This window comes from uncultured Pigmentiphaga sp., assembly GCF_937950555.1.
Lineage (GTDB): Bacteria > Pseudomonadota > Gammaproteobacteria > Burkholderiales > Burkholderiaceae_B > Pigmentiphaga.
In genome coordinates this window covers 137,820-159,826 of the sequence record NZ_CALFCW010000046.1, presented here as the reverse complement: position 1 = coordinate 159,826, position 22,007 = coordinate 137,820, and the positions used below count along the sequence as shown (strand labels likewise).

General features: G+C 67.2%; 23 protein-coding genes. 7 read left to right on the top strand and 16 right to left on the bottom strand.

Features of this window, described 5'->3' with window-relative positions; all coding sequences use genetic code 11:
• Positions 1 to 306: 306 nt before the first annotated feature.
• Positions 307 to 1,314 (bottom strand): tripartite tricarboxylate transporter substrate binding protein, encoded by a 1,008-nt coding sequence (locus Q0319_RS12735; RefSeq protein WP_299453049.1) that lies wholly within the window; start codon positions 1,312 to 1,314, stop codon positions 307 to 309.
• 162 nt (positions 1,315 to 1,476) lie between these two features.
• Between Q0319_RS12735 and Q0319_RS12730 the strand changes: the two genes are divergently transcribed.
• From Q0319_RS12730 to Q0319_RS12720, 3 genes are all read left to right on the top strand, one after another.
• Positions 1,477 to 3,030 (top strand): UbiD family decarboxylase, encoded by a 1,554-nt coding sequence (locus Q0319_RS12730; protein WP_296469746.1) that lies wholly within the window; start codon positions 1,477 to 1,479, stop codon positions 3,028 to 3,030.
• 196 nt (positions 3,031 to 3,226) lie between these two features.
• Positions 3,227 to 3,901, top strand: coding sequence for a TraB/GumN family protein (locus tag Q0319_RS12725; protein WP_299453047.1), 675 nt, complete (start codon positions 3,227 to 3,229; stop codon positions 3,899 to 3,901).
• A gap of 80 nt (positions 3,902 to 3,981) precedes the next feature.
• Positions 3,982 to 4,689, top strand: a complete 708-nt coding sequence (locus tag Q0319_RS12720) for a hybrid sensor histidine kinase/response regulator (RefSeq protein ID WP_299453045.1) — start codon at positions 3,982 to 3,984, stop codon at positions 4,687 to 4,689.
• A gap of 10 nt (positions 4,690 to 4,699) precedes the next feature.
• Here Q0319_RS12720 and Q0319_RS12715 read toward each other — a convergent pair whose 3' ends face one another.
• Positions 4,700 to 5,902, bottom strand: coding sequence for an MFS transporter (locus tag Q0319_RS12715; RefSeq protein ID WP_296469752.1), 1,203 nt, complete (start codon positions 5,900 to 5,902; stop codon positions 4,700 to 4,702).
• Positions 5,903 to 6,083: 181 nt separating this feature from the next.
• Between Q0319_RS12715 and Q0319_RS12710 the strand changes: the two genes are divergently transcribed.
• On the top strand, positions 6,084 to 6,347 hold the full coding sequence (locus Q0319_RS12710; RefSeq protein WP_299453065.1) for a LysR substrate-binding domain-containing protein: 264 nt from the start codon (positions 6,084 to 6,086) through the stop codon (positions 6,345 to 6,347).
• 11 nt (positions 6,348 to 6,358) lie between these two features.
• Here the strand turns inward: Q0319_RS12710 and Q0319_RS12705 are convergent, their stop codons facing one another.
• The 7 genes from Q0319_RS12705 to Q0319_RS12675 all read right to left on the bottom strand — a co-directional run bounded on the left by Q0319_RS12705 (position 6,359) and on the right by Q0319_RS12675 (position 14,256).
• Positions 6,359 to 7,150 carry an alpha/beta fold hydrolase gene (locus Q0319_RS12705; protein WP_299453042.1) on the bottom strand — a complete coding sequence of 264 codons (792 nt, stop codon included), beginning with the start codon at positions 7,148 to 7,150 and terminating at the stop codon, positions 6,359 to 6,361.
• 74 nt (positions 7,151 to 7,224) lie between these two features.
• The gene (locus Q0319_RS12700) at positions 7,225 to 7,485 is read right to left on the bottom strand and encodes a rhodanese-like domain-containing protein (protein ID WP_296469761.1); all 261 of its coding nucleotides are present in this window, start codon (positions 7,483 to 7,485) and stop codon (positions 7,225 to 7,227) included.
• A gap of 136 nt (positions 7,486 to 7,621) precedes the next feature.
• Complete coding sequence (locus Q0319_RS12695) at positions 7,622 to 8,938, bottom strand: TRAP transporter large permease (protein ID WP_299453040.1); 1,317 nt, start codon at positions 8,936 to 8,938, stop codon at positions 7,622 to 7,624.
• Positions 8,935 to 9,465 (bottom strand): TRAP transporter small permease, encoded by a 531-nt coding sequence (locus tag Q0319_RS12690; RefSeq protein ID WP_299453038.1) that lies wholly within the window; start codon positions 9,463 to 9,465, stop codon positions 8,935 to 8,937. Before Q0319_RS12690 ends, Q0319_RS12695 begins: the two co-directional genes overlap by 4 nt.
• On the bottom strand, positions 9,462 to 10,445 hold the full coding sequence (gene dctP / locus Q0319_RS12685) for a TRAP transporter substrate-binding protein DctP (RefSeq protein ID WP_299453036.1): 984 nt from the start codon (positions 10,443 to 10,445) through the stop codon (positions 9,462 to 9,464). Before dctP ends, Q0319_RS12690 begins: the two co-directional genes overlap by 4 nt.
• A gap of 17 nt (positions 10,446 to 10,462) precedes the next feature.
• The gene (locus tag Q0319_RS12680; RefSeq protein WP_299453061.1) at positions 10,463 to 12,046 is read right to left on the bottom strand and encodes an indolepyruvate oxidoreductase subunit beta family protein; all 1,584 of its coding nucleotides are present in this window, start codon (positions 12,044 to 12,046) and stop codon (positions 10,463 to 10,465) included.
• 29 nt (positions 12,047 to 12,075) lie between these two features.
• Positions 12,076 to 14,256 (bottom strand): indolepyruvate ferredoxin oxidoreductase subunit alpha, encoded by a 2,181-nt coding sequence (locus tag Q0319_RS12675; protein ID WP_299453034.1) that lies wholly within the window; start codon positions 14,254 to 14,256, stop codon positions 12,076 to 12,078.
• A 205-nt stretch (positions 14,257 to 14,461) separates the two neighbouring features.
• On the opposite strand from Q0319_RS12675, the gene Q0319_RS12670 reads away from it, so the two are divergent.
• Entirely contained in the window at positions 14,462 to 15,448 is a 987-nt protein-coding gene (locus tag Q0319_RS12670; RefSeq protein WP_296469238.1) for a LysR family transcriptional regulator, read from the top strand.
• 56 nt (positions 15,449 to 15,504) lie between these two features.
• Here the strand turns inward: Q0319_RS12670 and Q0319_RS12665 are convergent, their stop codons facing one another.
• From Q0319_RS12665 to Q0319_RS12635, 7 genes are read right to left on the bottom strand one after another with little or no spacing between them, the layout of a single operon-like run.
• Positions 15,505 to 16,275 (bottom strand): lysophospholipid acyltransferase family protein, encoded by a 771-nt coding sequence (locus tag Q0319_RS12665; protein ID WP_296469240.1) that lies wholly within the window; start codon positions 16,273 to 16,275, stop codon positions 15,505 to 15,507.
• 2 nt (positions 16,276 to 16,277) lie between these two features.
• Positions 16,278 to 17,570, bottom strand: coding sequence for a dihydroorotase (locus tag Q0319_RS12660; protein ID WP_299453031.1), 1,293 nt, complete (start codon positions 17,568 to 17,570; stop codon positions 16,278 to 16,280).
• A 5-nt stretch (positions 17,571 to 17,575) separates the two neighbouring features.
• The gene (locus Q0319_RS12655; RefSeq protein ID WP_296469244.1) at positions 17,576 to 18,523 is read right to left on the bottom strand and encodes an aspartate carbamoyltransferase catalytic subunit; all 948 of its coding nucleotides are present in this window, start codon (positions 18,521 to 18,523) and stop codon (positions 17,576 to 17,578) included.
• Positions 18,516 to 19,055 (bottom strand): bifunctional pyr operon transcriptional regulator/uracil phosphoribosyltransferase PyrR, encoded by a 540-nt coding sequence (gene pyrR, locus Q0319_RS12650; RefSeq protein WP_296469246.1) that lies wholly within the window; start codon positions 19,053 to 19,055, stop codon positions 18,516 to 18,518. The genes Q0319_RS12655 and pyrR overlap by 8 nt, the downstream gene beginning before the upstream one ends.
• Positions 19,056 to 19,082: 27 nt before the next feature.
• A complete protein-coding gene (ruvX, locus tag Q0319_RS12645; RefSeq protein WP_296469250.1) occupies positions 19,083 to 19,523 on the bottom strand; it encodes a Holliday junction resolvase RuvX in 441 nt (146 codons plus the stop codon).
• Positions 19,516 to 20,082, bottom strand: coding sequence for a YqgE/AlgH family protein (locus Q0319_RS12640; RefSeq protein WP_299453026.1), 567 nt, complete (start codon positions 20,080 to 20,082; stop codon positions 19,516 to 19,518). Before Q0319_RS12640 ends, ruvX begins: the two co-directional genes overlap by 8 nt.
• Before the next feature lie 29 nt (positions 20,083 to 20,111).
• Positions 20,112 to 20,276 carry a rubredoxin gene (locus tag Q0319_RS12635; RefSeq protein WP_087780643.1) on the bottom strand — a complete coding sequence of 55 codons (165 nt, stop codon included), beginning with the start codon at positions 20,274 to 20,276 and terminating at the stop codon, positions 20,112 to 20,114.
• Positions 20,277 to 20,415: 139 nt separating this feature from the next.
• Here Q0319_RS12635 and Q0319_RS12630 point away from each other — a divergent pair, with 139 nt between their 5' ends.
• Together Q0319_RS12630 and thiE are read left to right on the top strand one after the other, a co-directional pair.
• Positions 20,416 to 21,303, top strand: a complete 888-nt coding sequence (locus tag Q0319_RS12630; RefSeq protein ID WP_296470178.1) for a hydroxymethylpyrimidine/phosphomethylpyrimidine kinase — start codon at positions 20,416 to 20,418, stop codon at positions 21,301 to 21,303.
• On the top strand, positions 21,300 to 22,007 hold the full coding sequence (gene thiE, locus Q0319_RS12625) for a thiamine phosphate synthase (protein ID WP_299453022.1): 708 nt from the start codon (positions 21,300 to 21,302) through the stop codon (positions 22,005 to 22,007). Before Q0319_RS12630 ends, thiE begins: the two co-directional genes overlap by 4 nt.

Below are 22,007 nucleotides of genomic sequence, written 5' to 3'. Positions count from 1 at the left end.
GCAGCAGGAACCCACCGAAGCGACTCAGGGGCGGCTCAATGCCGCTCCTGAGCGCCGTAGGAATCTCCGGCCTTCAGGCCGGGGAGGATGTCAAGGCCTCGATGACCAACCGGTGATCATCGGCGATCAGGATTTTCATTTTTCCCCCATTTGCCTGACGACGTAAAGATAGTCGCGCCGGCCTCTCCAGGCAAGCCTGCCAGGCCCCACCAAAGGCATAGGCCGCACGAAATAGCCGCCCGTGCGGGCGGCTATCGGATCGCGGGCGAAGGGAGAGTCTTAGGCTCGTGCGTCCGCCGCCCAGCCTTATTGGGGCTCCACGCCCGCATCCTGGACGAGCTTGGTGAGCACGGGAATCTCTGACTGGATGAGCTTGAGGAAGTCTGCCTGGGTGCCCGGCATGGTCTCGACGCCCAGCGGCCCGAATTTCTCTTCCGTCGAAGGCAGCTTGAGCATGGCCTGCACGGCGCCGGTGAGGGTGTCGATCACGTCTTGCGGCAGGCCGCGCGGCCCGACGAGCGCGATCCATGCGCTCATGACAAGCCCCGGGAAGAATTCGGTGAGCGCAGGCAGGTCGGGCATGGCATGCGTGCGCTTGGGGCCGGTCGATGCGAGCGCGCGCAGGCGCCCGGACTGCACGTACGGGAAGGTCGAGGCGCCGCCTTCGAACATCATGTCCACCTGGCCGCCGAGCAGGTCGTTCATGGCGGGGGCGCTGCCCTTGTAGGGCACGTGCAGGATGTCGATGCCTGCGCGCTGGCGGAACATTTCGCCGGTCAGGTGATGCGTGCCGCCGCGGCCGAGCGAGGCGTAGGTGAGCTTGCCGGGCCGCGCCTTGGCGTAGTCGATGAGCTCCTGCACGGTCTTCACCGGAATCGAATTGTTCACCACCAAATAGAACGGCGTGGAGAACATCGTGGTCACGGGCGTGAGGTCGCGCATCGGGTCGGTGCGCAGGTTTTTCATCGTCAAGGGGTTGAGGATCATGCCCGTCTGGGAGGTCACGAACAGCGTGTAGCCGTCGGGCGCCGAGCGGGCGACCGCGTCCATGCCTATGGTCTGGCTGGCGCCGGGGCGGTTCTCCACCACGACCGGCTGGCCCAGCCGGGCGCTCATGTCGTCGGCCAGGTGGCGCGTGAAGGTATCGATCAGCCCGCCGGGCGTATAGGGCACGACGAGCTTGATCATGCGGCTGGGATACCGCTCGGCGCTTTGTGCGCGCAGGACGGTTGGCGCGAGCGCGGCGGCGCCCCCCACGGCGAGCGCGCGCCGGCGCATGGGGCGAACGGCTTGCTCATCCTTGAACGATTTCATGATTTCTCCTCCTTGGCTCATCTTTGATGCGTGGAAAAACAACTCAAGATTGCCTTTGTCGTTGGCTGGCCTTTTTCAGGACCAAACCTTAACATAAGGATCTCTTATATAAGGCTTCGTTACAAGTACCCGTCGAAGATTCACCAATATGGAGGAGTAAGCATGCCGTCAACCAAGAACGCGCCCACCGCCGCGGACGTGGACCTGGAGCGCTTCGGGCTGCGGGCGTTCCTGGAAGCGCTTGGGCCGGATGAGCTCGAAGTCGAGGCCAACCGGGTCGAATTGGGGCAGATCGCCGAGCGCGTCGACAACAATCCGCGCGCGGTCTGGTTCCAGGCGCCAGGCGATTCCAAGTTTTCGCTGTGCGCCAATGTGGCGGCAAGCCGCAGCCGCCTGGCGGCGGCGTTCGGCACGACGCCTTCCGAAGTGCTGCAGGAAATCCTCTCGCGCCTGGACCGTCCGGGCCAACTGGTCGAAGTGCCGCGTGAGACGGCGCCAGTGCAGCAAGTGGTGCTCACGGGCGAAGACTGCGACCTCACCGCCCTGCCCATCCACCTCCAGCACGACCTGGATGGCGCACCCTATATTTCCGCGTCGATGGACTTCGTGCACGACCCGATGGCGGGACACACGAACGTGGGGATGCGCCGGCTCATGCTGCGCGGGCGCCGCACCGCGGGGGTGGACCTCGTGGCGCCTTCCGACCTGCGCGCGATCTACCTGCACCAGGCCGCGCAGGGCAAGCCCACGCCGGTTGCCTTTGCCATCGGCTGCCACCCCATCGACCAGCTGGCGGCCGTGCTGCGCTTCCCGGGTGATGAGCTCGCGTTGATCGCCGCACTGCGCGGCGAGCCCATGGGCGTGGTCAAGTGCGTGACCAATGACTTGCTCGTGCCGGCAGATGCGCAAATGATTCTCGAAGGCTATTTCGACGAACGCGGGCACGTGGAGGCGGAAGGCCCTTACGGCGAATTCCTCGGCTATTACGGCGCCGTGAAGCGCAATCCGGTTTTTCACCTGACGGCCATCACGCATCGCCGCGACGCCGTGTTCCAGACTTCGTCCATTGGCGGCGCCGCCATGCACCGCACGGATACGGCCCAGCTCGGCTCGCTGCGCACGGAAGTCTTGGTCTGGCGCGCGCTCGAGAGCGCCGTGCGCGACGTCCGCGCCGTGTACGCGCCGCCTTCGGCCGGTGGCTCGTTCAACGTGCGGGTCGCCTTGCAGCAGCGCGTGCCGGGTGATGCGCGCAATGCCATCGCAGCGATCTTCGGCTGCCAGGCCAACGTCAAGCACGTGTTCGTGGTCGACCCCGACATCGACATCTATTCCGACGCGCAAATGGAATGGGCCTTTGCCACACGCTTCCAGGCCGGCCGCGACTTGGTGCTGCAGACCGGCATGCGCACCGTTCCACTCGACCCCTCGCTCGAAGGCAGCAAGGTCACCGACAAGGCGGGGTTCGACCTGACCATGCCGTATCTCCCGCCCGGGGCGGCGCGGCCCATCGAGCACCAGGTACCCAAGCCGCCCCGCTCTGGCGGCGCCCGCTTTGCCTCGCTCGAAGATGCTCTCAAGGATGGCCCCAAGTTCTTCGTCGAGCTGATGGCGGCCATCGATACGCGCGACGGCCTGGACGTGGTGCGCTGGCTGGACGATAACGGAACGAGGCTCGGCATCACGCGCGATGCGCAGGGCCGCTATTGCCTGAAGTAACGGCGCACCGGCGCCGCGCTCCGCATCGCGTTTCTCACGCAGTCCCGCGCGATGCGGCAGGCGGGATCCATGGCGTTGGACCAACGGCATAGACCGCTCGGAATATGGTCCCCGCATATCCCGTCTGAAAGAATCCGCTTCACTCTCTACGTGAATGCTAACCATGGGACTGCACACCCCTTTTTCGTGCCGGTCCATGCTTCGGTTATGGTCGGCTTTCCGGTCGCTATGGCTGGCGGCGGCCTGCGCCGCCTGCATGCCGGCCCACGGCTCGACGCCGGACGCCGCCCCCGATGCGCCCATCGAACCTTGGCGCCAATGGCGCAGTGTGCTGTTCCGCGTGTTGCCGCCTGCCGCGGCGGCGCCCGCTCCCCCCCAGGCCGCAGACGATGATGCAGCCGGCGCGGACGGGGCTTCGGCTTCCACGCCCGTCAACTACGTCTTCGGCACCATCCACTTCGGCGAACTCGACGAACTGGAAGTCGATGCGGACATCCTGCGCGAGGCCATGCGCCACACGCGCGTGCTGGTCAACGAAGTGGACGGCGCGACCCGATGGGATGCCGCCAAGGAACGCTACCGCCTGCTCGACGATCCGGCGGGCCTGCCCGGCCTGATCGGCCAGGCGGCCTTTGCCGAACTGGCGCGCCTGCTGCCCCACGTACCGCCTTCGCTACTCGCCCGCCTCAAGCCCTGGGCGGCGCTCGCGCTGCTCGAGGCGCGCAATGAACGCTGGTTGCCCAAGCTCGAGACGCTGCTGCGGCGCGGCGGCGCATTCGTGGCAGTGGGCGCCATTCACCTGACCGGGTCGGCCGGGCTGCTCGAGCGGCTGCGCCGGCGCGGCTTTCTGATCGTTGCGGAGCCAATGTGAACACGCGCCCGAATGACCGAGGAACCGCCCCGTGGAGGGCCAAGGCATGTTGAATCGACATCAGGTTTTCTGGGGCCAGGGTGCCTTCCTCGCGCCCCTTCCGGCTCGAAGTGCGGGACAACGGCATCGGCATCGCGCCCATTCATCAAGCCAGGGTGTTCGAAGAGTTCTACCAGGTGGGCAATCCCCAGCGCGACCGGCGCAACGGCTTCGGCCTCGGCCTGTCGATCTGCGCGCGCATTGCCACGCTGCTGCAAACAGAGATACGGCTGCGCTCGGCCATGAACCGCGGCAGCACGTTCTCGATGGAGCTGGAGACCACCGAAGCGCCCGCCATCGCGCCGGCGATCGGTGCGGCGCCCGCGTCTTCCGCCCTGCTTTCCCTGGACATGGACTGCCTGCTGGTCGACGACGACGATGCCATCCTCGAAGGCACTGCGCAGTTATTGAAACAATGGGGGTGCCGCGTCGATTGCGAGCGATCGGCCGGCGGCGCGCTCGGGCGGCTAGGCGCCCCCGGCAAGCGCTACGAGCTCATTCTTTGCGACCTGCAGCTCGGCGACAGCGACGACGGGCTGGCGGTGGCGGAACAGGCACGGGCGCTGCAGCCGCAGGCCCAATTGGTGCTGGTCTCGGGCACCACCTCGCCCGAGATGCTGCGCCGGATCAGGGAGCATCGCGTCTCGCTGCTGACCAAGCCGGTCGCGCCGGCCAAGCTGCGCGCCCTGCTGGCGGGCGTCGCGGCCCGCCGCGGCAGCCTGCGCGAGGCCGCGCACCGGGCCGTCTGACGCGCGGCGCTCAGGCGCGGCTGGCGGCCACGCCAGGGCGGCCGACCGAACGCCTTTCCTGCAGCATCACGATGATGGCCGTCACGCTCATGAGCAGGACGGTCGCCCACAACACGCCCGTCGGCCAACCGCGATCGATCAGGTAGCCGAAAAGCACGGGGCCGGCGACGCCGCCCACGTTGAAGCCGGTGGAGACGATGCCGAAGGTGCGCCCCTCCGCCCCGGCGGGCGACGCGGCACGCACCAGCATGTCCCGCGACGGAGACACCATGCCGGCCAGGAAGCCCACCGCGCCCATGATCCCCACGAGCAGCGGCGCAGGCAGCGGGACGCATATGACGACCACCACCAGCAACGCCGCCGCGGCAAACGCGCCGCCTGCGAGCATGCCGTGCCGGGAGGTGCGGTCGGCCAGGAAGCCGCCCGCCAGCACGCCGCAGGCAACCGCGAACATATAGGCCGTCAGCGCCATGTTGGCGGTAGACAGGGGCACGCCGAACCCCTGCATGAGGGAGGTGACCGAGAACCGCTCGATGGAGCCCGTGCTCAGGCTGAGCAGCATGAACATGAAAGTCAGCACGCCGATCGCCGCGATCGGGATGGCGACCTTGGGCTTGCCCGGACCGGGCGACTTCTTGGCCGCAGGCGCGACCGCGGCCGCGTGTCGATCACCGAAAGCCAGGTAGGCCAGCGACAGCAAGCCGGCGAGCGCCGCCGCGGCGAAGGCCCAGCGAACGCCCCAGGCCACCCCGAGGCCGACCATGACGGGCGGCGTCAAGGCCCCGCCCAGGGATCCGGCGCAGGTGTGCAGGGAGAAGGCCCGGCCCATGCGGTTGGACTCGATGCCGCGCGACAGCAGGGAATAATCGGCCGGGTGATAAATGCCATTGGCGAAGCCCGCGACGGCCATGCACAGCAGCAGGCAGAAATAGGCCGGATACACCGCCAGCAGCAAATAGCTGAGCGTGCCGAGCGCCAGGGCCGACATGAGCATGGGCTTGGCCCCGACCCGGTCCACGATGAAGCCCAGCGGAGCCTGGGCCACGGCCGATACGCCGTTGAACACGCTGATGGCGAGGCCGAGGTCGACGAAGCCCACGCCCATCGCGCCCGGCAGCAGCGGCAACATGGCCGGCACGGTCATGATGTGGACATGGCTGACGCTATGCGCGGCCGCCACGCGCATCAGCAAGCGACTCGAAGATTGACTCATGGTTGTCTGGAGACGGCCCGTTCGACGCGGGCTTCTATTGGCAGAAACCCTCATTCTAGGCGAAAGGGCGCCCAGCCATGGTCATGCCTTCGGTCGAGGGCCCCATGACGCGGGGCGGGGGCTCAGCACGCCCCTGCCTGCGCCCGCCGCTCAGAAGTTAGCGCATGCATTGGTCTTGTCGGTGGCCACGCAATTGCTCAGGTGCGGCCGCGTCTTCACGCGGCTGCTGCGCGAAATGGTGGCATGCGGCATAGGCGTTGGACTCATACCGGAGATCCTCGGGCGCGACTACGTGCAAACGGGCAAGCTCAAGCGCATCGTGACGGAGTGGGAGCCTCACCTGCCGCTGAACGCCTACATCGTGTCGCGCACCAGCCTGCCGCGGGCCACCCGCGCCATGCTCAAGCACTTGGCCGACGCCATCCGCAAGTCTCAGGACGCATGACGCGCGCCCTGTCACGACGACAGGTGGCGCCTCAGCATGGCATCGAACGCGTCCGGGTTCTCGAGGTTGGGAAGATGGCCCGCGCCGGGAATCTCGCACCAAACCGCATTCGGCATCTGGGCCGCGAGGGCTTGCAGCGCCTCGGGAATGGTTCCATCCGACTCGCCGGCGACCAGCGTCGTGCGCACGGTGCAGGCGCGCAGCGCATCCCGGTAGTCAAAGCGGGAGATGGCCAATGCGCAATGCTCGAAGCCTTCGGCAGACGTCTGGGCGATGGTCTCGCTGAGCTCCTCGACGTAATCCGGCCGCCGCGCCAAGGTCTGCGGCGTAAACCAGCGCTGCAGCGTTTCCTCGACGAGCGCAGCCGTGCCATCGCGTTGCGCGCGGGAGATCCGTGCCTCCCATAGCGCGGGATAGTTATCCGGCGCAAAAGGCGGCGCATCGCATGCCACCATGCTCGCAAGCCAGGTCGAGCACCGCGTGGCCAGCTCGTAGCCGATCATGGCGCCCAGGGAAACGCCGACGTAATGAAAGCTCTCTAGCCCGCGGGCCGCCGCCAATTTGACGATGCCGTCGGCCAGGCTTGCGAGCGAGACACCTCCGGGCACGAGCGGACACTGCCCGTGCCCCGGCAGGTCGACATTGATGACCCGATATTCCTTCGCCAGCCACGCGACCTGCCTGTCCCACATTCTTCCATCCGCCAGGATGGAATGGGTCAGCACGATCGCGGGGTGCGACGCCGAGCCGTGTTCAGTGAAATACAGCCCCGAGGCCGGATCCAGTGCGCCTTGTCGTGTCACCAATGTTTCCTCCGTTGTTGCACTACTGTTCTCGTTTCGAGGAAACGACCGCCTCCGCCTGCCCTCCCGGCGCTTCACGCTGCGCCCGCAGGAACCGCCTCGCCGGTTTCGACGGGCAAGGATGGGTCGCTTCCCCATTGCGTCCAGGATCCGTCGTACACCTGCACCCGTGGTTCGCCCAACTTCTCCAAGGCCAAGGCCACCACGCAGGCAGAGACACCCGATCCGCACGAACACACAAAACGCGTATTTTGCCCCAATCGAACGCCACGCTGGCGCATGACGGCCGCAAGCGCCTCATCGGGCAGATACGTTTGCGAACCCGGGTCGAGCAAATTCCAACCATTTGTGGGCGCAATGACAGCGAGGGCCGAACCTCGGCCCTCGATGATTTCGGCGGGAACTGCCGTCAACGAACCTCGGGAGACACCACCGCCGCGCCAACAAACCGGAAGTGGCTCCTGGCCAGCCTTACCCGATCCACTTCGGCAGCCAAGTCGCGATCCCGGGCAGGAAGAACACGGCGCCCAATAGCAGCAGGCTCATCACGACGTAGGGCACCACGGCAACGAAGATGGTCCCCATGGACACCGAGGGCGGCGCCACGCCGCGCATGGTCATCAGCAGCAGCCCATGGGGCGGCAACAGCAGGCCGAGCTGCATGCAGATCAGGAACATGACGCCGAACCAGACAGGATCGATGGCGAGCATGCCGACCACGGGCATGAAGATAGGCAGGGTGATCATCATCATGCTGATCTGGTCCACGAAGATGCCGAGGAAGATCAGCATTAGCATCATGCCCAGCACGATCATGCCTGGCGACCAGCCTTGGCCCGTGATGGTCTCCACCAGCCCATTGCTCGCCCCGGAGAAGGAGAGGATTTGCGCGAAGGTCGTCGCCCCGAGGATGATGAAGAGGATCATGGCGGAGATCGCGGCCGCGCCCTTTAGCGACTTGGCGATGGCCTCCCACGTGAGTCGGCGGTAGAGCGCGGCCAGCACCATGGTCGCGAAGGCGCCCAGCGCGGCGCATTCGGTGGGCGTGGCCCAGCCTGCGGCCAGGGCGCCCACGACCACGCCGAAGATGGACAGGGTGGGCAGCACGTAGGCGACGAACAGGCGCCAGCGCTCCCAGCCGCGGCGCTGCTCGCCGACGTCGGCGGCCGGTGCCCAGGACGGCGTGATGCGCACGCGCAAGACGATCCACAGCACGAAGGCGATGGAAAGGATGACGCCCGGCATGACGCCTCCGACCAGCAACTTGGAAATGGAGATGCCGGACAGCGAACCCAGCAGCACCGTCAACGCGGAGGGCGGGATCAGCATGTCCACGGCGCCGATAGCCATGATGGGGCCGGTGGCGATGCGCGGATGATAGCCCCGCTCGAGCATGACGGGCAGCATCAGCGAGCCCAGCATGGCGGTGGTGGCAATGGTGGATCCCGAAATGGCGGAGAACACGGTGCCCGCGACCACGGCCACGACCGCCAGCCGCCCCGGGACGCGCGTGATGATCCGCTCGATGCCGTCGATGACCTTGAGCGCGAGGCCGGTGTGGAACAAGACCTCGCCCATGAGCACGAATAGCGGAATGGGCGTGAGGGCGAAGGCGGCCACTGAGCTGACGCTGTTGCGGGCGAGCTGCATGAGGCCGATTTCCCCGCCCATGTAGAGCCAGGCGCCCACGATGTTGATGGCGATGAAGGCCAGCGCCACGGGCATGCCGATGAACAGCAGCACCGTGGAGCCGCCCAACAAGATCCACGCGGCGACTTGCCAGCTCATGACGCGCTCACCGCTTCTTGGCGCGGCCCCATTTCAGCGTGCAGCAGCCTATGCATGCGGAACAGCATTTCCACGGCGAGCAGCGCGAACGCTACCGGCAACGGCGCGAGCAGCCACCATTCGGGCGTCACCAGCGTCTTGATGCTGAGCGCGCCCGAGGCGTAGCTATCCCAGGCCGAATGCGCGCTGTACCAGGCGAGGATGACGCAGCAAGCAAGCCCAAGGACATCGGCACTCCATTCCAGGCCCCAGGCTAGCCGGCGCGGCACGGCCTGCAGCACGATGTCCACGCGTATGTGCTGTCCCTGGCGCAACAGCCACGGGGCAATGCACAGCGTGAGCAGGTACAGCATGGCCTCCGACACCTCGTTGCTCCAGGCCAGGCCGCGGGGGAGGCCGGGAACCGCAATGTTGCGCAACAGGACGTCGGCCACGATGACCAGCATCATGGCGAACAGCACCACGCAGCCGACGATGGCAAGCCCCGTCAACAGCCTGCCGTAGGCGTTGGACAGACGTTCGATCATTTTGCGGCGGCTTCTTTGGACAACAGGGACTTGAATCGCGCGGCGATCTCTGGGCTCTGTTTGGCCGCCACCGCCCAGCCTATCTCATAGGCCTGGTCCCGGTAGCGCTTGGCGGTTGCAGGGTCGAACGAGATGGCCTGGATGCCGGCCTTGGCCTGGCGCGCCGTTTCTTCTTCGGCATAGCGCGTCCAGAAGGTGTTCTTCGCCTCCAGGGCGAGCAGTTGCTTCTCGAGGTAGTCCCGCTGGGGCGGCGTGAGCTTCTTGTACGCGGGCAGGTTCATGATGAGCGAGACTTCAGCGTCATAGAAACCCGGGTCGACGCGAAACTTCGTTTTCTCGTGCCAGTTCAGGTCGAAGATGCCGCCGATGGGCCAACCGTAGCCATCGACCACGCCTCGCTCGAGCGCCGTATACACCTCGCCCGGGGGCGTGGTGATGACGTTGGCGCTGAGTGCCTGGAAAAACTCGCGGTAGACGGGCGTGATGCGGATCTTCATGCCGGTCAGGTCCGGCTTGTCGATCTTCTTGTTGATGTAGAGGTGGAACGGCTGGTTCTCCACCATGCGCGCAAGGTATTGCATGTTGGCCTTCTCGTTCCAGACCTGGTTGATGGCCGCGAAGGCGCCGTTCTTGCGCTGCTCGGCGATGGGGACTTCGCCGAGCTTGAGGAAATCCGCCTCCGGCAGGACATTGGTATAGAAGGCACCGGTGTTGAGGGCCATGTCTACCACGCCGCTCTTGACGGCATTGCCGACTTCGAACGGGGGCATGGTCTTGGGGCCGCCCAGGAAGTTGATCTGCAGGATGCCCTTGCCTTGCGCGTTGAATTGCTTGATCCAAGCCTGCAGGTGCTGGACGTAGATGCCGTTCTCCGGAAAGGCCGAGACCAGGCGCAGGGTACGCTCTTGGGCGTCGGCGCGGCCGACCGCCGCAGCGCACAGCATGAGTGTGGCGATGAGCTTGCAGCCAGGGATTTTCATGACTATCTCCTCTGCGGTTAAGGCTGGACGGCCGCCAACATCTGCTCTAGCTTCTGCCCGCTTTCATCCGCGAGCGCGGCATCGACGAGCGCTTGCAGCTGCTGGTGGCCATCCGCGCGTGCTTCCAATGCCGGCAGCACGTCCATGATGCGCCGGAAATTGCCCCACCCCCGCGCATGCGTATCGCCGTACCCTTTGATGAGGCGCTGCGAACGCGCGACCTCCCTCGCGAGCGCGGGGCGGCTCGCAGCCAATGCGGAAATGGCTTGCAGCCACTTCCTCATGCGCCCGGTCTCTACCTGGTAGCGCAGCGAGCGGCGGCGCCACGCCCGCGATGCAGCAACCAAGTACAGCAGCAAGTATCCCCCAACGGAACTGGTGCGCACCACCTTGCCGCGCCGGGTGAACCGGCCCACCACCTTGCGCGCCCAAGGACTGCGCAGCATCCACCGGCCGAATGCAGCCGGCATGGCATCGGCCAGCTCCTCCACACGCGGATGCATGAATTCCTCGATTTCCAGTTGCTGCGCGGGAGCAAACCGGACTTCCGCCGCGACGCGCTCGAACCGCGTGCCGCGGATCTTCAGGTCGGCCACGCGCGCGACGTCTTCGTAGGTCATCCACAGGGCGAGGTGGCGGGCCGTCTCCGACAGCACGTCCAGGCTGGCCGCGCTCCGGTCGGCAAGCGCATCGCGCACGGACTCGAGGCGATCGAGGTACTCGGCGGCGTAAGCGACGTCCTGGTAATCCGCGGTGCGCAGCAGGCCGGCGCGCAGCACGCCATGGCAAACCTCGGGAAAATCGCGCACCATGCGTTCGTGCAGCGCAGCCAGTCGCGGGCCGACGCGCTCCGGGAAGGCCGAGCGCTGCGCGGCGGTCGCCGGCGCTGCTACCGGCGCCGGGCCGGCGCCAGCGCGATGCACGGTCCGTTCCTCAAGCTCGCCCTCCGCCCCCGCCGGCTGCGCGGACTCGAACCCCGCAGCGAAGGCGCGCAAGCTGGCCGCCACCCCAATGCCCCCCCGCCGGATCGCGTCTTCAAACTGCCCGCGCGTGAAAGGCAGGACCCCCGTCGCCGCCAAGGCGCCGAACAAGGCTGGGCTGATGGGGCTGCCCGCCTCCTCGGCCACGCGGCCAAAATCGGCGGCCACGAAGCGGCGAGCCGCGGCGCGGCAGCCTTCGAGCAAGGTCGCGGAATCGACCCGCGCGTCGCCCATGGCCGTGCGCTCCGCCATGGAATACACCCTATGGGTGGAAGCGACCAGCAGCGTGCGGTCTTCCGTCACCAGCCCGCGCTGCAGGGCACGCGCAGCCTCCATCAACTCCGAGGCAATGACCACGTCCACCTCGCCCGGCACGGGGCCGAGCGCAAGCACCGGCGCCTCGCCCGGCGGCACGTCGGCCTGCCGGAACAGCTCCACGTAGTACACGGTGGCTCCCGTGCGCTGCGCCACGCCCGGGACGGATGTAGCCTGTGCCAGGTAGCCATTGTGCTCGGCCAGGTCGACCAGCCAGTCCGCCAGCACGCCGCCGCCCTCGCCGCCCATCGCGAGGATGGCGATGGTGATGGCGCGCGGCGTCGTGCCTCGTTGCGCGGCGGCCATGGCCGCCTGGGCCTGTGCGTCGTGGGCGCTCATGCCGCCAACCCCGCCAGGCGACGCTCGATGCGGCGCTGCAGGGCGCCAATGACGAGCTTCCCGAGCCGGGCCCGGAGACGGTCCCAGGCGTTCGGATTGTGGATGATGCGCGCGCGGTAGAAAGAGGGGCACAGCACCGCGGCATGCGCAACCTCCCCGCACAAGCCGCAGCCGACGCAGCTGTCCACCACGGCGGCAACCGGATCCGTGCGCAGCGGGTCGGGGTGGTCGCGGATCGTCAGCGACGGACAGCCCGAGAGCCGGATACAAGAGTGATCGCCGGTACAGGTGTCGGGATCGACGCCGAAGCGCTCGCGTACCACGCGTTTGCCGGCCTCTGCCATCTTGCGCATCAACGGCCGGACGCGGCGCTGCTTGTTGAGCATGCATTCGCTCTGCGCCACGATGACCTTCGGCCCCTTCTCGGGCGTGGTCAGCGCCTTGCGCAATACGTCACGCATGCGGGCCACGTCATAGGTGCGCGTTACCGTCTGCACCCACTTCACCCCGACGCCGCGCACGGCACGCTCGATCGGATGACGGGTGCTGCGCAGCGGGTTCTGCGCCTGGGACGAAGGAAGGTCTTGGCCGCCTGTCGCCGCCGAATACCCGTTGTCCACGACGAGCAGCACGCTATCGGCCCGGTTGAAGACAGCGTTGCCCACGCCGCTGGTCAAGCCGTTGTGCCAGAAGCCACCGTCGCCCATGATGGAAATCGTGCGCCGGTTCGTCTCGCGCGTGTTCAGCGCCGCGGCACCCGCCCACCCGAGGCCGTAGCCCATGGTGGTCGCACCCAAGTTGAAGGGAGGCAGGACCGAGAACAGATGGCAGCCGATGTCGCAGCTGATGTGGTGGGCCCCGAGCTCGCGCTCGACCAGCTTGATGGCCGTAAAAATCGGCCGTTCCGGGCAACCCGTACAGAATGAGGGCGGGCGTCCGTGCACTTGTCCGGCCGCGCGCTCTATCGCGAAAGCCTTGGGGTTGTCGGCCATGCGCTTCGGCGAGGCAGGCCGGGCGGCGCGCGGCAACGGCCGCCCCTCGAGCAGCACCGGTTCATAGCGACGCACGTACTCTGCCAGGCCCTTGAGCAGCACGCCGCCGGTGTACTCGCCCGCCATGGGCAGCACGTCCTTCCCATGCACGCGCGTGTCCAGGTCGGCGCGGCGCAAGATGGCGTGGACGGCCTGCTCGATGTAGTCGGGCTGCCCTTCCTCCACTACCAGGATGCTGCGCTTGCCCGCGCAGAACCGCACGAACTCTTCGTCCACCAAGGGATAGGTCACGTTCAGCACGTAGAGCGGGATTTGCGAGCGGCCGAAGGGATCGGCCAGCCCCAGCAGTTCCAGCGCGCGCAGCACGCCGTTGTACATGCCACCCTGCATGACGATGCCGATGTCGCGCCGGTCGGCCGAGAAGAACTCGTTGAGGCCGTGCTCGGTGATGTAGTGCACTGCAGCCGGCCAGCGCTTGGCGATTTTTTCTTGCTCGTGCAGGTACGATGCGGGCGGCAGGACAATGCGCTCGACGTCCCGGACCGGATGCTCGATCGCGTCCTTGAGCGTGAAGGCCGGCCGCTTGTTGGCCCGCGTCTTGAAGCGGCCGTGCACGTGGCAGGCCCGTATGCGCAACTCCAGCATCACCGGCGTGTTGCTGGCCTCGGACAGCGCGAAGCCGTGTTCGACCGCGCGCACCATGCTTTCCAGGTTGGGCCGGGGATCGAGCAGCCAGACTTGCGATTTCATCGCGAAGGCGTGCGAGCGCTCCTGCATGATGCTCGAGCCCTCGCCATAGTCTTCTCCCACGATCAGGAGCGCACCGCCCGTCACGCCGCCGGAGGCGAGGTTAGCCAGGGCGTCGGATGCGACGTTGGTCCCGACGGTGGACTTGAAGGTGACGGCGCCGCGCAGCGGATAGTTCACCGATGCCGCAAGCGTCGCGGCCGCGGTTGCCTCGGAAGCGCTATGCTCGAAATGCACGCCCAGTTCTTCGAGGATGTCGTGCGCGTCGGCGAGCACGTCCATGAGGTGCGAGATCGGGGCACCCTGGTAGCCTGCGACGTAGGCAACGCCGGATTGAAGCAGCGCCTTGGTGACGGCGAGTATGCCTTCCCCCCGGAATTCGTCGCCCTCGCCCAGCCTGAGCTTGCCGACTTCGTTTGCGAACGAGCGCTCCGCCATCGCTCCCATCTCCTCTGTGGCGTGCTTCGGCTCTATTCTTTTCCACGAAGGGCGCCCCGGGCCAATGGTTTTTTCGTATATTCGACATTGGTTTGGTGAATGTCTTGGAGAGTCCCCATACAGGGAATCCATGACCCACCGGCCTTTGCCTTCGCGCCGTTGTGGCAAGCCGTCGGCGGCAGGCAGACACCCACCGGGAACTCCCATGAACTTCCGCCAGCTGGACCTCAACCTGCTCCGCGTCCTCGTCGCCATCTACCAGACCCGGTCCGTCACCGCCGCGGGCAAGATGCTGGCGCTTTCGCAGCCGGCCACGAGCAACGCCCTCGCGCGCCTGCGCTATTTTTTCGAAGACGAACTCTTCCTGCGCACGCCGCACGGCCTCATTCCCACCAGCGTCTGTGAACACGTCGCGCCCGCGGTCGCCAACGAACTGCGGTCCTTGGAAGCGCTCGTGAGCGGCCGGGAAGCATTCGACCCCATGCACAGCCATGTCGAATGGCGCGTGTCGCTGTCGGACTTGGGAGAGATGACCTTCCTGCCCACGCTCGCCGCCGCCTTGCACGTCGAAGCGCCGCACGCCCGGCTGACCAACGTCTCGGTCCTGGCCTCCGACGTGGCCGCTGCACTGGAGGCCCGCGAAATCGATTTCTCCATTGGCATTCTTCATCCCAAGCGGCGCGGCATCCAGGCCGACGTGCTGTTCCACGAACCCTACGTGGCCATCAGCGCCCCCGACTGGCTGCCTTCCGCGGGCCACCAGGGCAAGACCCTCACGCCCAGCGAGCTGGCCTCCGCCTCGCTTGCCGTGGCGGCACCCACCGCGACCTTCCACGACAGCGTGCGCGACATGTTGGCGCGCCTGAAGCTCGATCACCGCATCGTCGTGCGCGCACTGCATTACGGCGCCTTGCCCGAGATCGTCATGAACTCGCGCATGCTGGCCATCGTCCCCACCACGTATGCCCGCAACGCGAAGGACCGCTACGGCTTCAAGGTCTGGACCCTGCCCGATCCGCCCTACTACGACGTGCGGTTGATCTGGCACGCCAACACGGCGCGCGACCCATCCCTGCAATGGGTGCGGGCGCTGGTGCGCCGCCTGTTCGCCCAACCGGCTCCGTCCAAGCGCGGCGCCGGACGGACGCGACGCGAACGCGCGGGCGCCTCTCCTGCGATTCCCGGGAAGTGAGGCCAACCGGCCCCTTGCGCGGACGGCCCTAGGTGGAAGGCATCGGCGCAGGGCGCTCAGCCCCCGCCGCACACCTCGCGCCGGATCGCTTCGCGCACGCGCGCGGCCATGGCGTGCCGGTGATCCTCATCGCCGGCTTCGGGAACCACGACCGGCAGGTAGATCACCTGCACCGAAATACCCGTCGTGCCCAGCACGCGCCAGGCATTGCCAAGCAGGGTTTCATCGCCGATATAGGCGGGCAGCGTGCTGGGCCGCCCATGCTGTAGATAGCGCAGGGCCACGGGTTGGATGGGCACGCCGGCCCGGCGTGCGGGTTCGAATAGGCCGGCATGGAAAGGCAGCACGTCGCGTCCGTCGGACGTGGTGCCTTCGGGGAAGAGGCCGATGAGCTGGCCGCGCTGGAAGCGCTCGCGCATGGCCTCGGCCACGCGATGGACGGCACGCCGGCTGCCGCGCTCGATGAATACGGTGCCCACGCCGGCGATCAACCACCCCAGCACGGGCCAATCACGCAGCTCGCGCTTGCCCACGAAGATGGTGCATCGCACGCTGCTGAGCGCATAGATGTCCAGCCACGAGATATGGTTGGCGATCAAGAGTGCCGGGCCCTCCAGCGGAGGCCGGCCGCTCACATGCACCCGCACGCCGCACCAACGCAGCAGCCAACGCGACCACCAGTTGTTGATCCGATCGCGCGTGGGCACGTCTACCAGCCGGAACACCGTGGCCAGCACGAGGAGCCCGAAGCCCACCCAAGCGGTCACGAGCGCAAAGCGCACGGCAAACCGCAGCAGGTGGGCGCACCACCGCACCACGCTGCGCACGGTCAGGCGGCCGCCTCGTACGCGACGTGGCCGGCCACCATGGTCGCGCGCACTTTGCCGGGCAGCTCCATGCCCAGGAAGGGCGTGTGCTTGCCTTGACTGACCAGGCTCTGTTCGCTCACCGTCCAGTGTGCGTCGAGATCGACGATGCAGAGGTCCGCGAGCGCGCCCACGCCGAGCTGTCCGCACGAAGCGAGCACCTTGTTGCCCAACACGCGGGCGGGTTCGCTCGTGACGCGGGCGACGGCCTTGCTAACCGGTTGTTGGGTGTCGCGGGCCCACTTCAGCGCCAGGGACAAAAGCAATTCCAGGCCCGAGGCCCCGGGCTCGGCCTCACCGAAAGGCAGCAGCTTGTCGTCTTCGTCCACGGGCGTGTGGTCCGAGCAAATGGCATCGATCGTGCCGTCGGCGAGCGCGGCGCGGATGGCGTCCCGGTCCCGTTGGCCGCGCAGCGGCGGCGAGAAGCGGCAGTGCGCGTCGAAGTAGCCGATGTCCACGTCCGTCAGATGCACGTGGTGGGCGCCGACGTCGCAGGTGACAGGCAGCCCTTCGGCGCGGGCGCGCCGGACCAGCTCGAGGCCGGCCGCGCTGGAGATGCGGCACAAGTGCAGGCGCACGCCGGTGACGCGTTGCAGTTCGAACAAAGTGTGCAGGGCGATGGTCTCGGCCTGCTCCGGTATGCCGGCCAGCCCCAGCCGAGACGCCATGGCACCGCTCGCCGCCACGCCTTCCCGCGACAACCACGGGTCTTCCGGACGCAGCCACAGCGCATAGTCGAAGGTGCGCGCGTATTGCATGGCGCGCAGCAGTACGCTGGTGTCGGTCACGGGCACGTCGGCCTGGGAAAAGGCCACGCAGCCCGCTTCGGTCAATTCGGCCATTTCGGTGATGACTTCACCCTTCAGGCCCACGGTCATCGCCCCCAGGGGATAGACATGGGACTGATTGAGCTGGCGGGCGCGATGCTTGAGCATCTCGACGAGCCCCGGTTCGTCCAGCACGGGATCGGTGTCGGGCGGCAGCACCAGGCTGGTGACACCGCCGGCGAGCGCGGCCTGCATTTCCGATTCGAGCGTGGCGCGATGCTCGAAGCCCGGTTCGCGCAACCTCGCCGAGAGGTCTACCAGCCCCGGCAATACGGCCAGGCCCCGCGCGTCGATGACCCGGTTGGGGGAGAACCCCTCCGGCGCCTGCCCGATGCCGACCACGCGCCCGGCAGCGATGTAGATGTCGTTGACGGCGTCAATGCCGTTGGCCGGATCGATCAGGCGGCCGCCCTGTATGCAAATCTTCATGGGGATCAGGCTCCAGCGACGATGCTCATGACGGCCATCCGGACCGCGATACCGAAAGTCACCTGGTTCAGGATGACGGCCTGCTTGCCGTCAGCCACCGACGAGTCGATTTCTACGCCCCGGTTCATGGGGCCCGGATGCATGACGATCGCGTCGGGCTTGGCCAGCGCGAGCTTCTCCTGCGTCAAGCCGTAGTGCTTGAAATACTCCTGCGCCGAGGGCAGCAGCGCGCCGCGCATGCGTTCATTCTGGAGGCGGAGCATGATGATCACGTCCACGCCCTTGAGCCCCTCGGCCATGTTGGTGAACACGCGCACGCCCATCTGCTCCAGCCCCGAGGGGAGCAGCGTCAGCGGGCCGATGGCGCGCACTTCCGGCACGCCCAGCGTGGTCAGCGCATGGATGTCCGACCGCGCCACGCGCGAGTGGAGGATGTCGCCGACGATCGCCACCGTGAGCTGGGAGAAGTCCTTCTTGTAGTGACGGATGGTATACATGTCGAGCAGCCCCTGCGTGGGGTGCGCGTGACGGCCGTCGCCAGCGTTGATGACGTGCACGTGGGGCGCGACGTGGCGGGCGATCAGGTGCGGTGCGCCGCTGGAGGCGTGGCGCACCACGAAAAGATCGGCCTGCATGGCCGATAGGTTGTTGATGGTGTCGAGCAGCGATTCGCCCTTGCTGGCCGACGAGGCGCTGATGTTCAGGTTGTAGACGTCGGCCGACAGGCGCTTGGCGGCGATTTCGAAGGTGGTCCGGGTGCGCGTGGAGTTCTCGAAGAACAGGTTGAACACGCTCTTGCCGCGCAGCAGCGGTACTTTCTTGATCTCGCGGTCGGCCAGCGGCACGAAGGATTCCGCGGTGTCGAGGATGTGGGTCAGGATGTCCCGGGGCAATCCCTCCACGGTCAACAGGTGGGTAAGCTCGCCGTTGCTGTTGAGCTGCGGGTTACGCATGTTGCGGCTCCTGGGGCGGCAGGGTTTCGAAATCGATCTTGAAAGACTCGCCGTTGCGCGATAGTACGAGATTGCGGCCGGGCGGCAGCTCAATGGTGGCGGCGGCAAAATCGGCGGCGACCGGCAGCTCGCGGCCGCCGCGGTCCACCAGCACGGCGAGCTTGATCGAGGCCGGGCGGCCGTAGTCGAACAGCTCGTTCATCGCGGCGCGTATGGTGCGCCCGGTGTAGAGCACGTCGTCGATCAGGACCAGGTGCTTGTCGTCCACGTCGAATGTGATGGCCGACGGCTTGACCTGGGGATGCAGCCCGATGCGCGCGAAATCGTCGCGGTAAAAGCTGATGTCGAGCTTGCCCGGCGCCTCGGGCAACCCGAGGTCCCGGTGCAGGCGCTCGGCGATCCACGAGCCGCCCGAATGGATGCCCACCAGGTGCGTGCGCCCGGCGGGCAGCGTGGCCATCAGGTCCCGCACGGCCTCGCGCAGCCGCACATATAGCGCCTCGGCGTCGAGGGAAGGAGGAGTTGGAGTCATGGCAGTTCCGGAAAAAGAAAGCAGTCGTCAGCCAGGGCACCCCGGCGGCGGGCGCGACATGACGGGCGGACTGGCATCGAAATAGCTTTGCAGGATGATGGCGGCGGCCACGGCGTCGACCCGCAGGCCGCGCCCGGCGGCGCCCATTTCGGCCTGGGCGGCGAGGCTGGTGCCGCGCTCGTCCACCAGCTCGACCGGCAAGCCGTAGCGTCCGTGCAGCTGGTTCGCGAACCGGCGGCACAACGCCGTCATGGGCTGTTCGCCGCCATCGGCGTCCAGGGCCAGCCCGACGACCAGCCGCGCGGGCTGCCACTCCTGCAACAATTGCTCGACGCGGGCGAAGCGGGCCTCGCGCGTGGTATTGGCGAAGACTTCGAGCGGACGGGCGTGCCGCGTCAGGGTATTGCCGACGGCAACGCCGATGAACTGGGTCCCGTAATCGAATGCGAGCAGCGTCTCGTCAGGCATGGCCGGCTTCGCCTGCCAGCATGATCGGGTCGATGCCCAGCAGCGCCAGGGCGGCGTCGAAACGCTCGCGGGGCGGAACGTTGAAAATGATCTCGGGCGTGGCGGACACGCTGAGCCAGGCGTTCTCGGCCAGCTCGTCCTCCAGCTGCCCCGCCCCCCAGCCCGCGTATCCGAGCGTGACCAGCATCTGCCCCGGCCCCTGCCCTTCTGCCACGGCCTGGAGCACGTCGCGGGACGTCGTCAGGGCGAGGTCACCCACCTTGATGGACGAGGTGTATTGGCCCACGGGCGCATGGAGCACGAAGCCGCGGTCGGTCTGTACCGGGCCGCCGAAGTAGACCGGCGCGCCCGCCCGCTCGGGATCGTTCAGGGGCAGCTCGATGCGCTCGAACAGGGCCGCCAAAGTGAGGTCGGTGGGCCGGTTGATCACCAGGCCGAGCGCGCCTTTGGGCGTATGTTCGCAAACGTAGATGACGGCGCCGGCAAAATTCGGATCCGCCATGCCGGGCATGGCGATCAGGAACTGATTCGTGAGATCGAAATTGGCGCGTTCGCTCATAGCCGGATTGTAATCGTCACGGAACGAGGTCAGATCTCGACCATCTCAAAATCTTCCTTGCGTGCCCCGCACTCGGGACACACCCAATTCGGCGGCACGTCTTCCCACTTGGTGCCGGGCGGAATGCCCTCCTCCGGCAACCCCGCGGCTTCATCATAGATCCAGCCGCAAATCAGACACATCCAGGTACGCATTGTTTTCAATTAATTATTACTGGGCCCGTTCCCGCAACCGGGAACTAACAGGCATCTATTAGAATCTCGCATCTTACCGAAACACCGTGGGCCGCGCCTGATCCTATGCCGGCGGGCCCGCTTTCCGGGATTTTTTTCGTTGCCAGCGCCCACGCCACCCCTCGTCCTGACGTTCGCCCCTTCCGATCCCAGCGGAGGTGGAGGCATCCAGGCGGATTTGATTACCTGCGCCAGCATGGGCTGCCATACGCTGACCGTGCTGACCGGTTTCACCGTGCAGGACTCGGTCAGCCTGGAAGATGCCGAAGCCCTCGGGCCGGAATGGATCGATGACCAGGCGCGCAGCCTCCTGGAAGACATGCCCGTGCGCGCATTCAAGGTGGGCGGGCTGTTCTCTGCCGAGGGCGTGGCGGCCGTGGCCGAGATCCTGGCCGACTACTCGGCCGTGCCCGTGGTCCTCCACCTGGGTGCCGACCCGCTCGACGCGGATGACGCGGAGACCGAAGATTCAGCCGAAGAAGTGATGGCGGCCACGATCGAGCTGCTCGTGCCGCAGGCCACGATCGTGGTGGCGGACAGCTTGCGCCTGGCGCAAGTCGCGTCCGACGGCCTGCTCGAGGCCGACGGCGAAGACCCGGCCCAGGCGCTGATGCGCCGTGGTGCGGCGTGGGTGCTCGCTACCGGCCTGCACCAGCCGGGAACGGTGGTCGTCAACACCCTGCGCGGGAGCGGCGACTCGGCGGAGCAGCCTACGGCCGAGTATCGCTGGCCGCGCCTGCCCGGCAGCTTCCGCGGTGCGGGCTCCACGCTATCGGCGGCGCTGGCGGCGTTGCTTGCCAACGGCATGGAAGTGCGCGACGCCGTTCCGGAGGCTCAGGAATACGTTTGGCGCGCCTTGGCCGCGGGATTCCAGCCCGGCATGGGCCGCCAGCTGCCCGACCGCTTCTTCTGGGCTCGCCAAGGCAACAGCTCGGCCACCGCCACCCACTGCCCCGCCAGGAGCTCCCCGGCGAAGGACGAGACATGACGCCTGCCCCCGACGCTGCTCCCGCGCTCGCCAGCCCCATGCGCGGACTGTATGGCATCACCCCCGAATGGGATGACACCGACCGGCTGGTGGCCGCGGTGCAGGCTGCCGCGCGCGGCGGCATGCGGGCCGTGCAGCTGCGCCGCAAACATGCCGGCCGCACCAAGCGCCTGGAACAGGCGCGCGCGCTGCGGGCGGCGTGCGACAGGCTCGGCGTGCTGCTCATCATCAACGACGATTGGCGCCTGGCGCTGGAGGCCGGGGCCGACGGGGTCCATCTTGGCCGCGACGACGGCGACATCGCCGAAGCCCGCCGGGCCGGCGGCCCCGCGCTGCTGATCGGCGCATCCTGCTACAACGAGCCCGAACGCGCCCGCGCGGCGCTAGAAGCCGGCGCCGACCACGTAGCCTTCGGCGCGGTGTTCGACTCGCCCACCAAGCCTGCGGCCGTGCGTGCCCCCCTCTCCTGCCTGGAACAGGCGCGGGCCCTGCGCCTGCCCCGAACCGAGGAGCCGACCCGGCCCGCCATCGTGGCCATCGGCGGCATCACGCCGGACAACGCCCGCCAAGCCGTGGCCGCGGGGGCGGACGCCCTGGCCGTCATCACCGCGCTGTTCGGCGCGGAAGACATCGAAGCCGCGGCACGCGCCTTCGGACGCGCCTGGCCCCACGGCCACGACGCCAACCCATCTAGCAAGGCATGA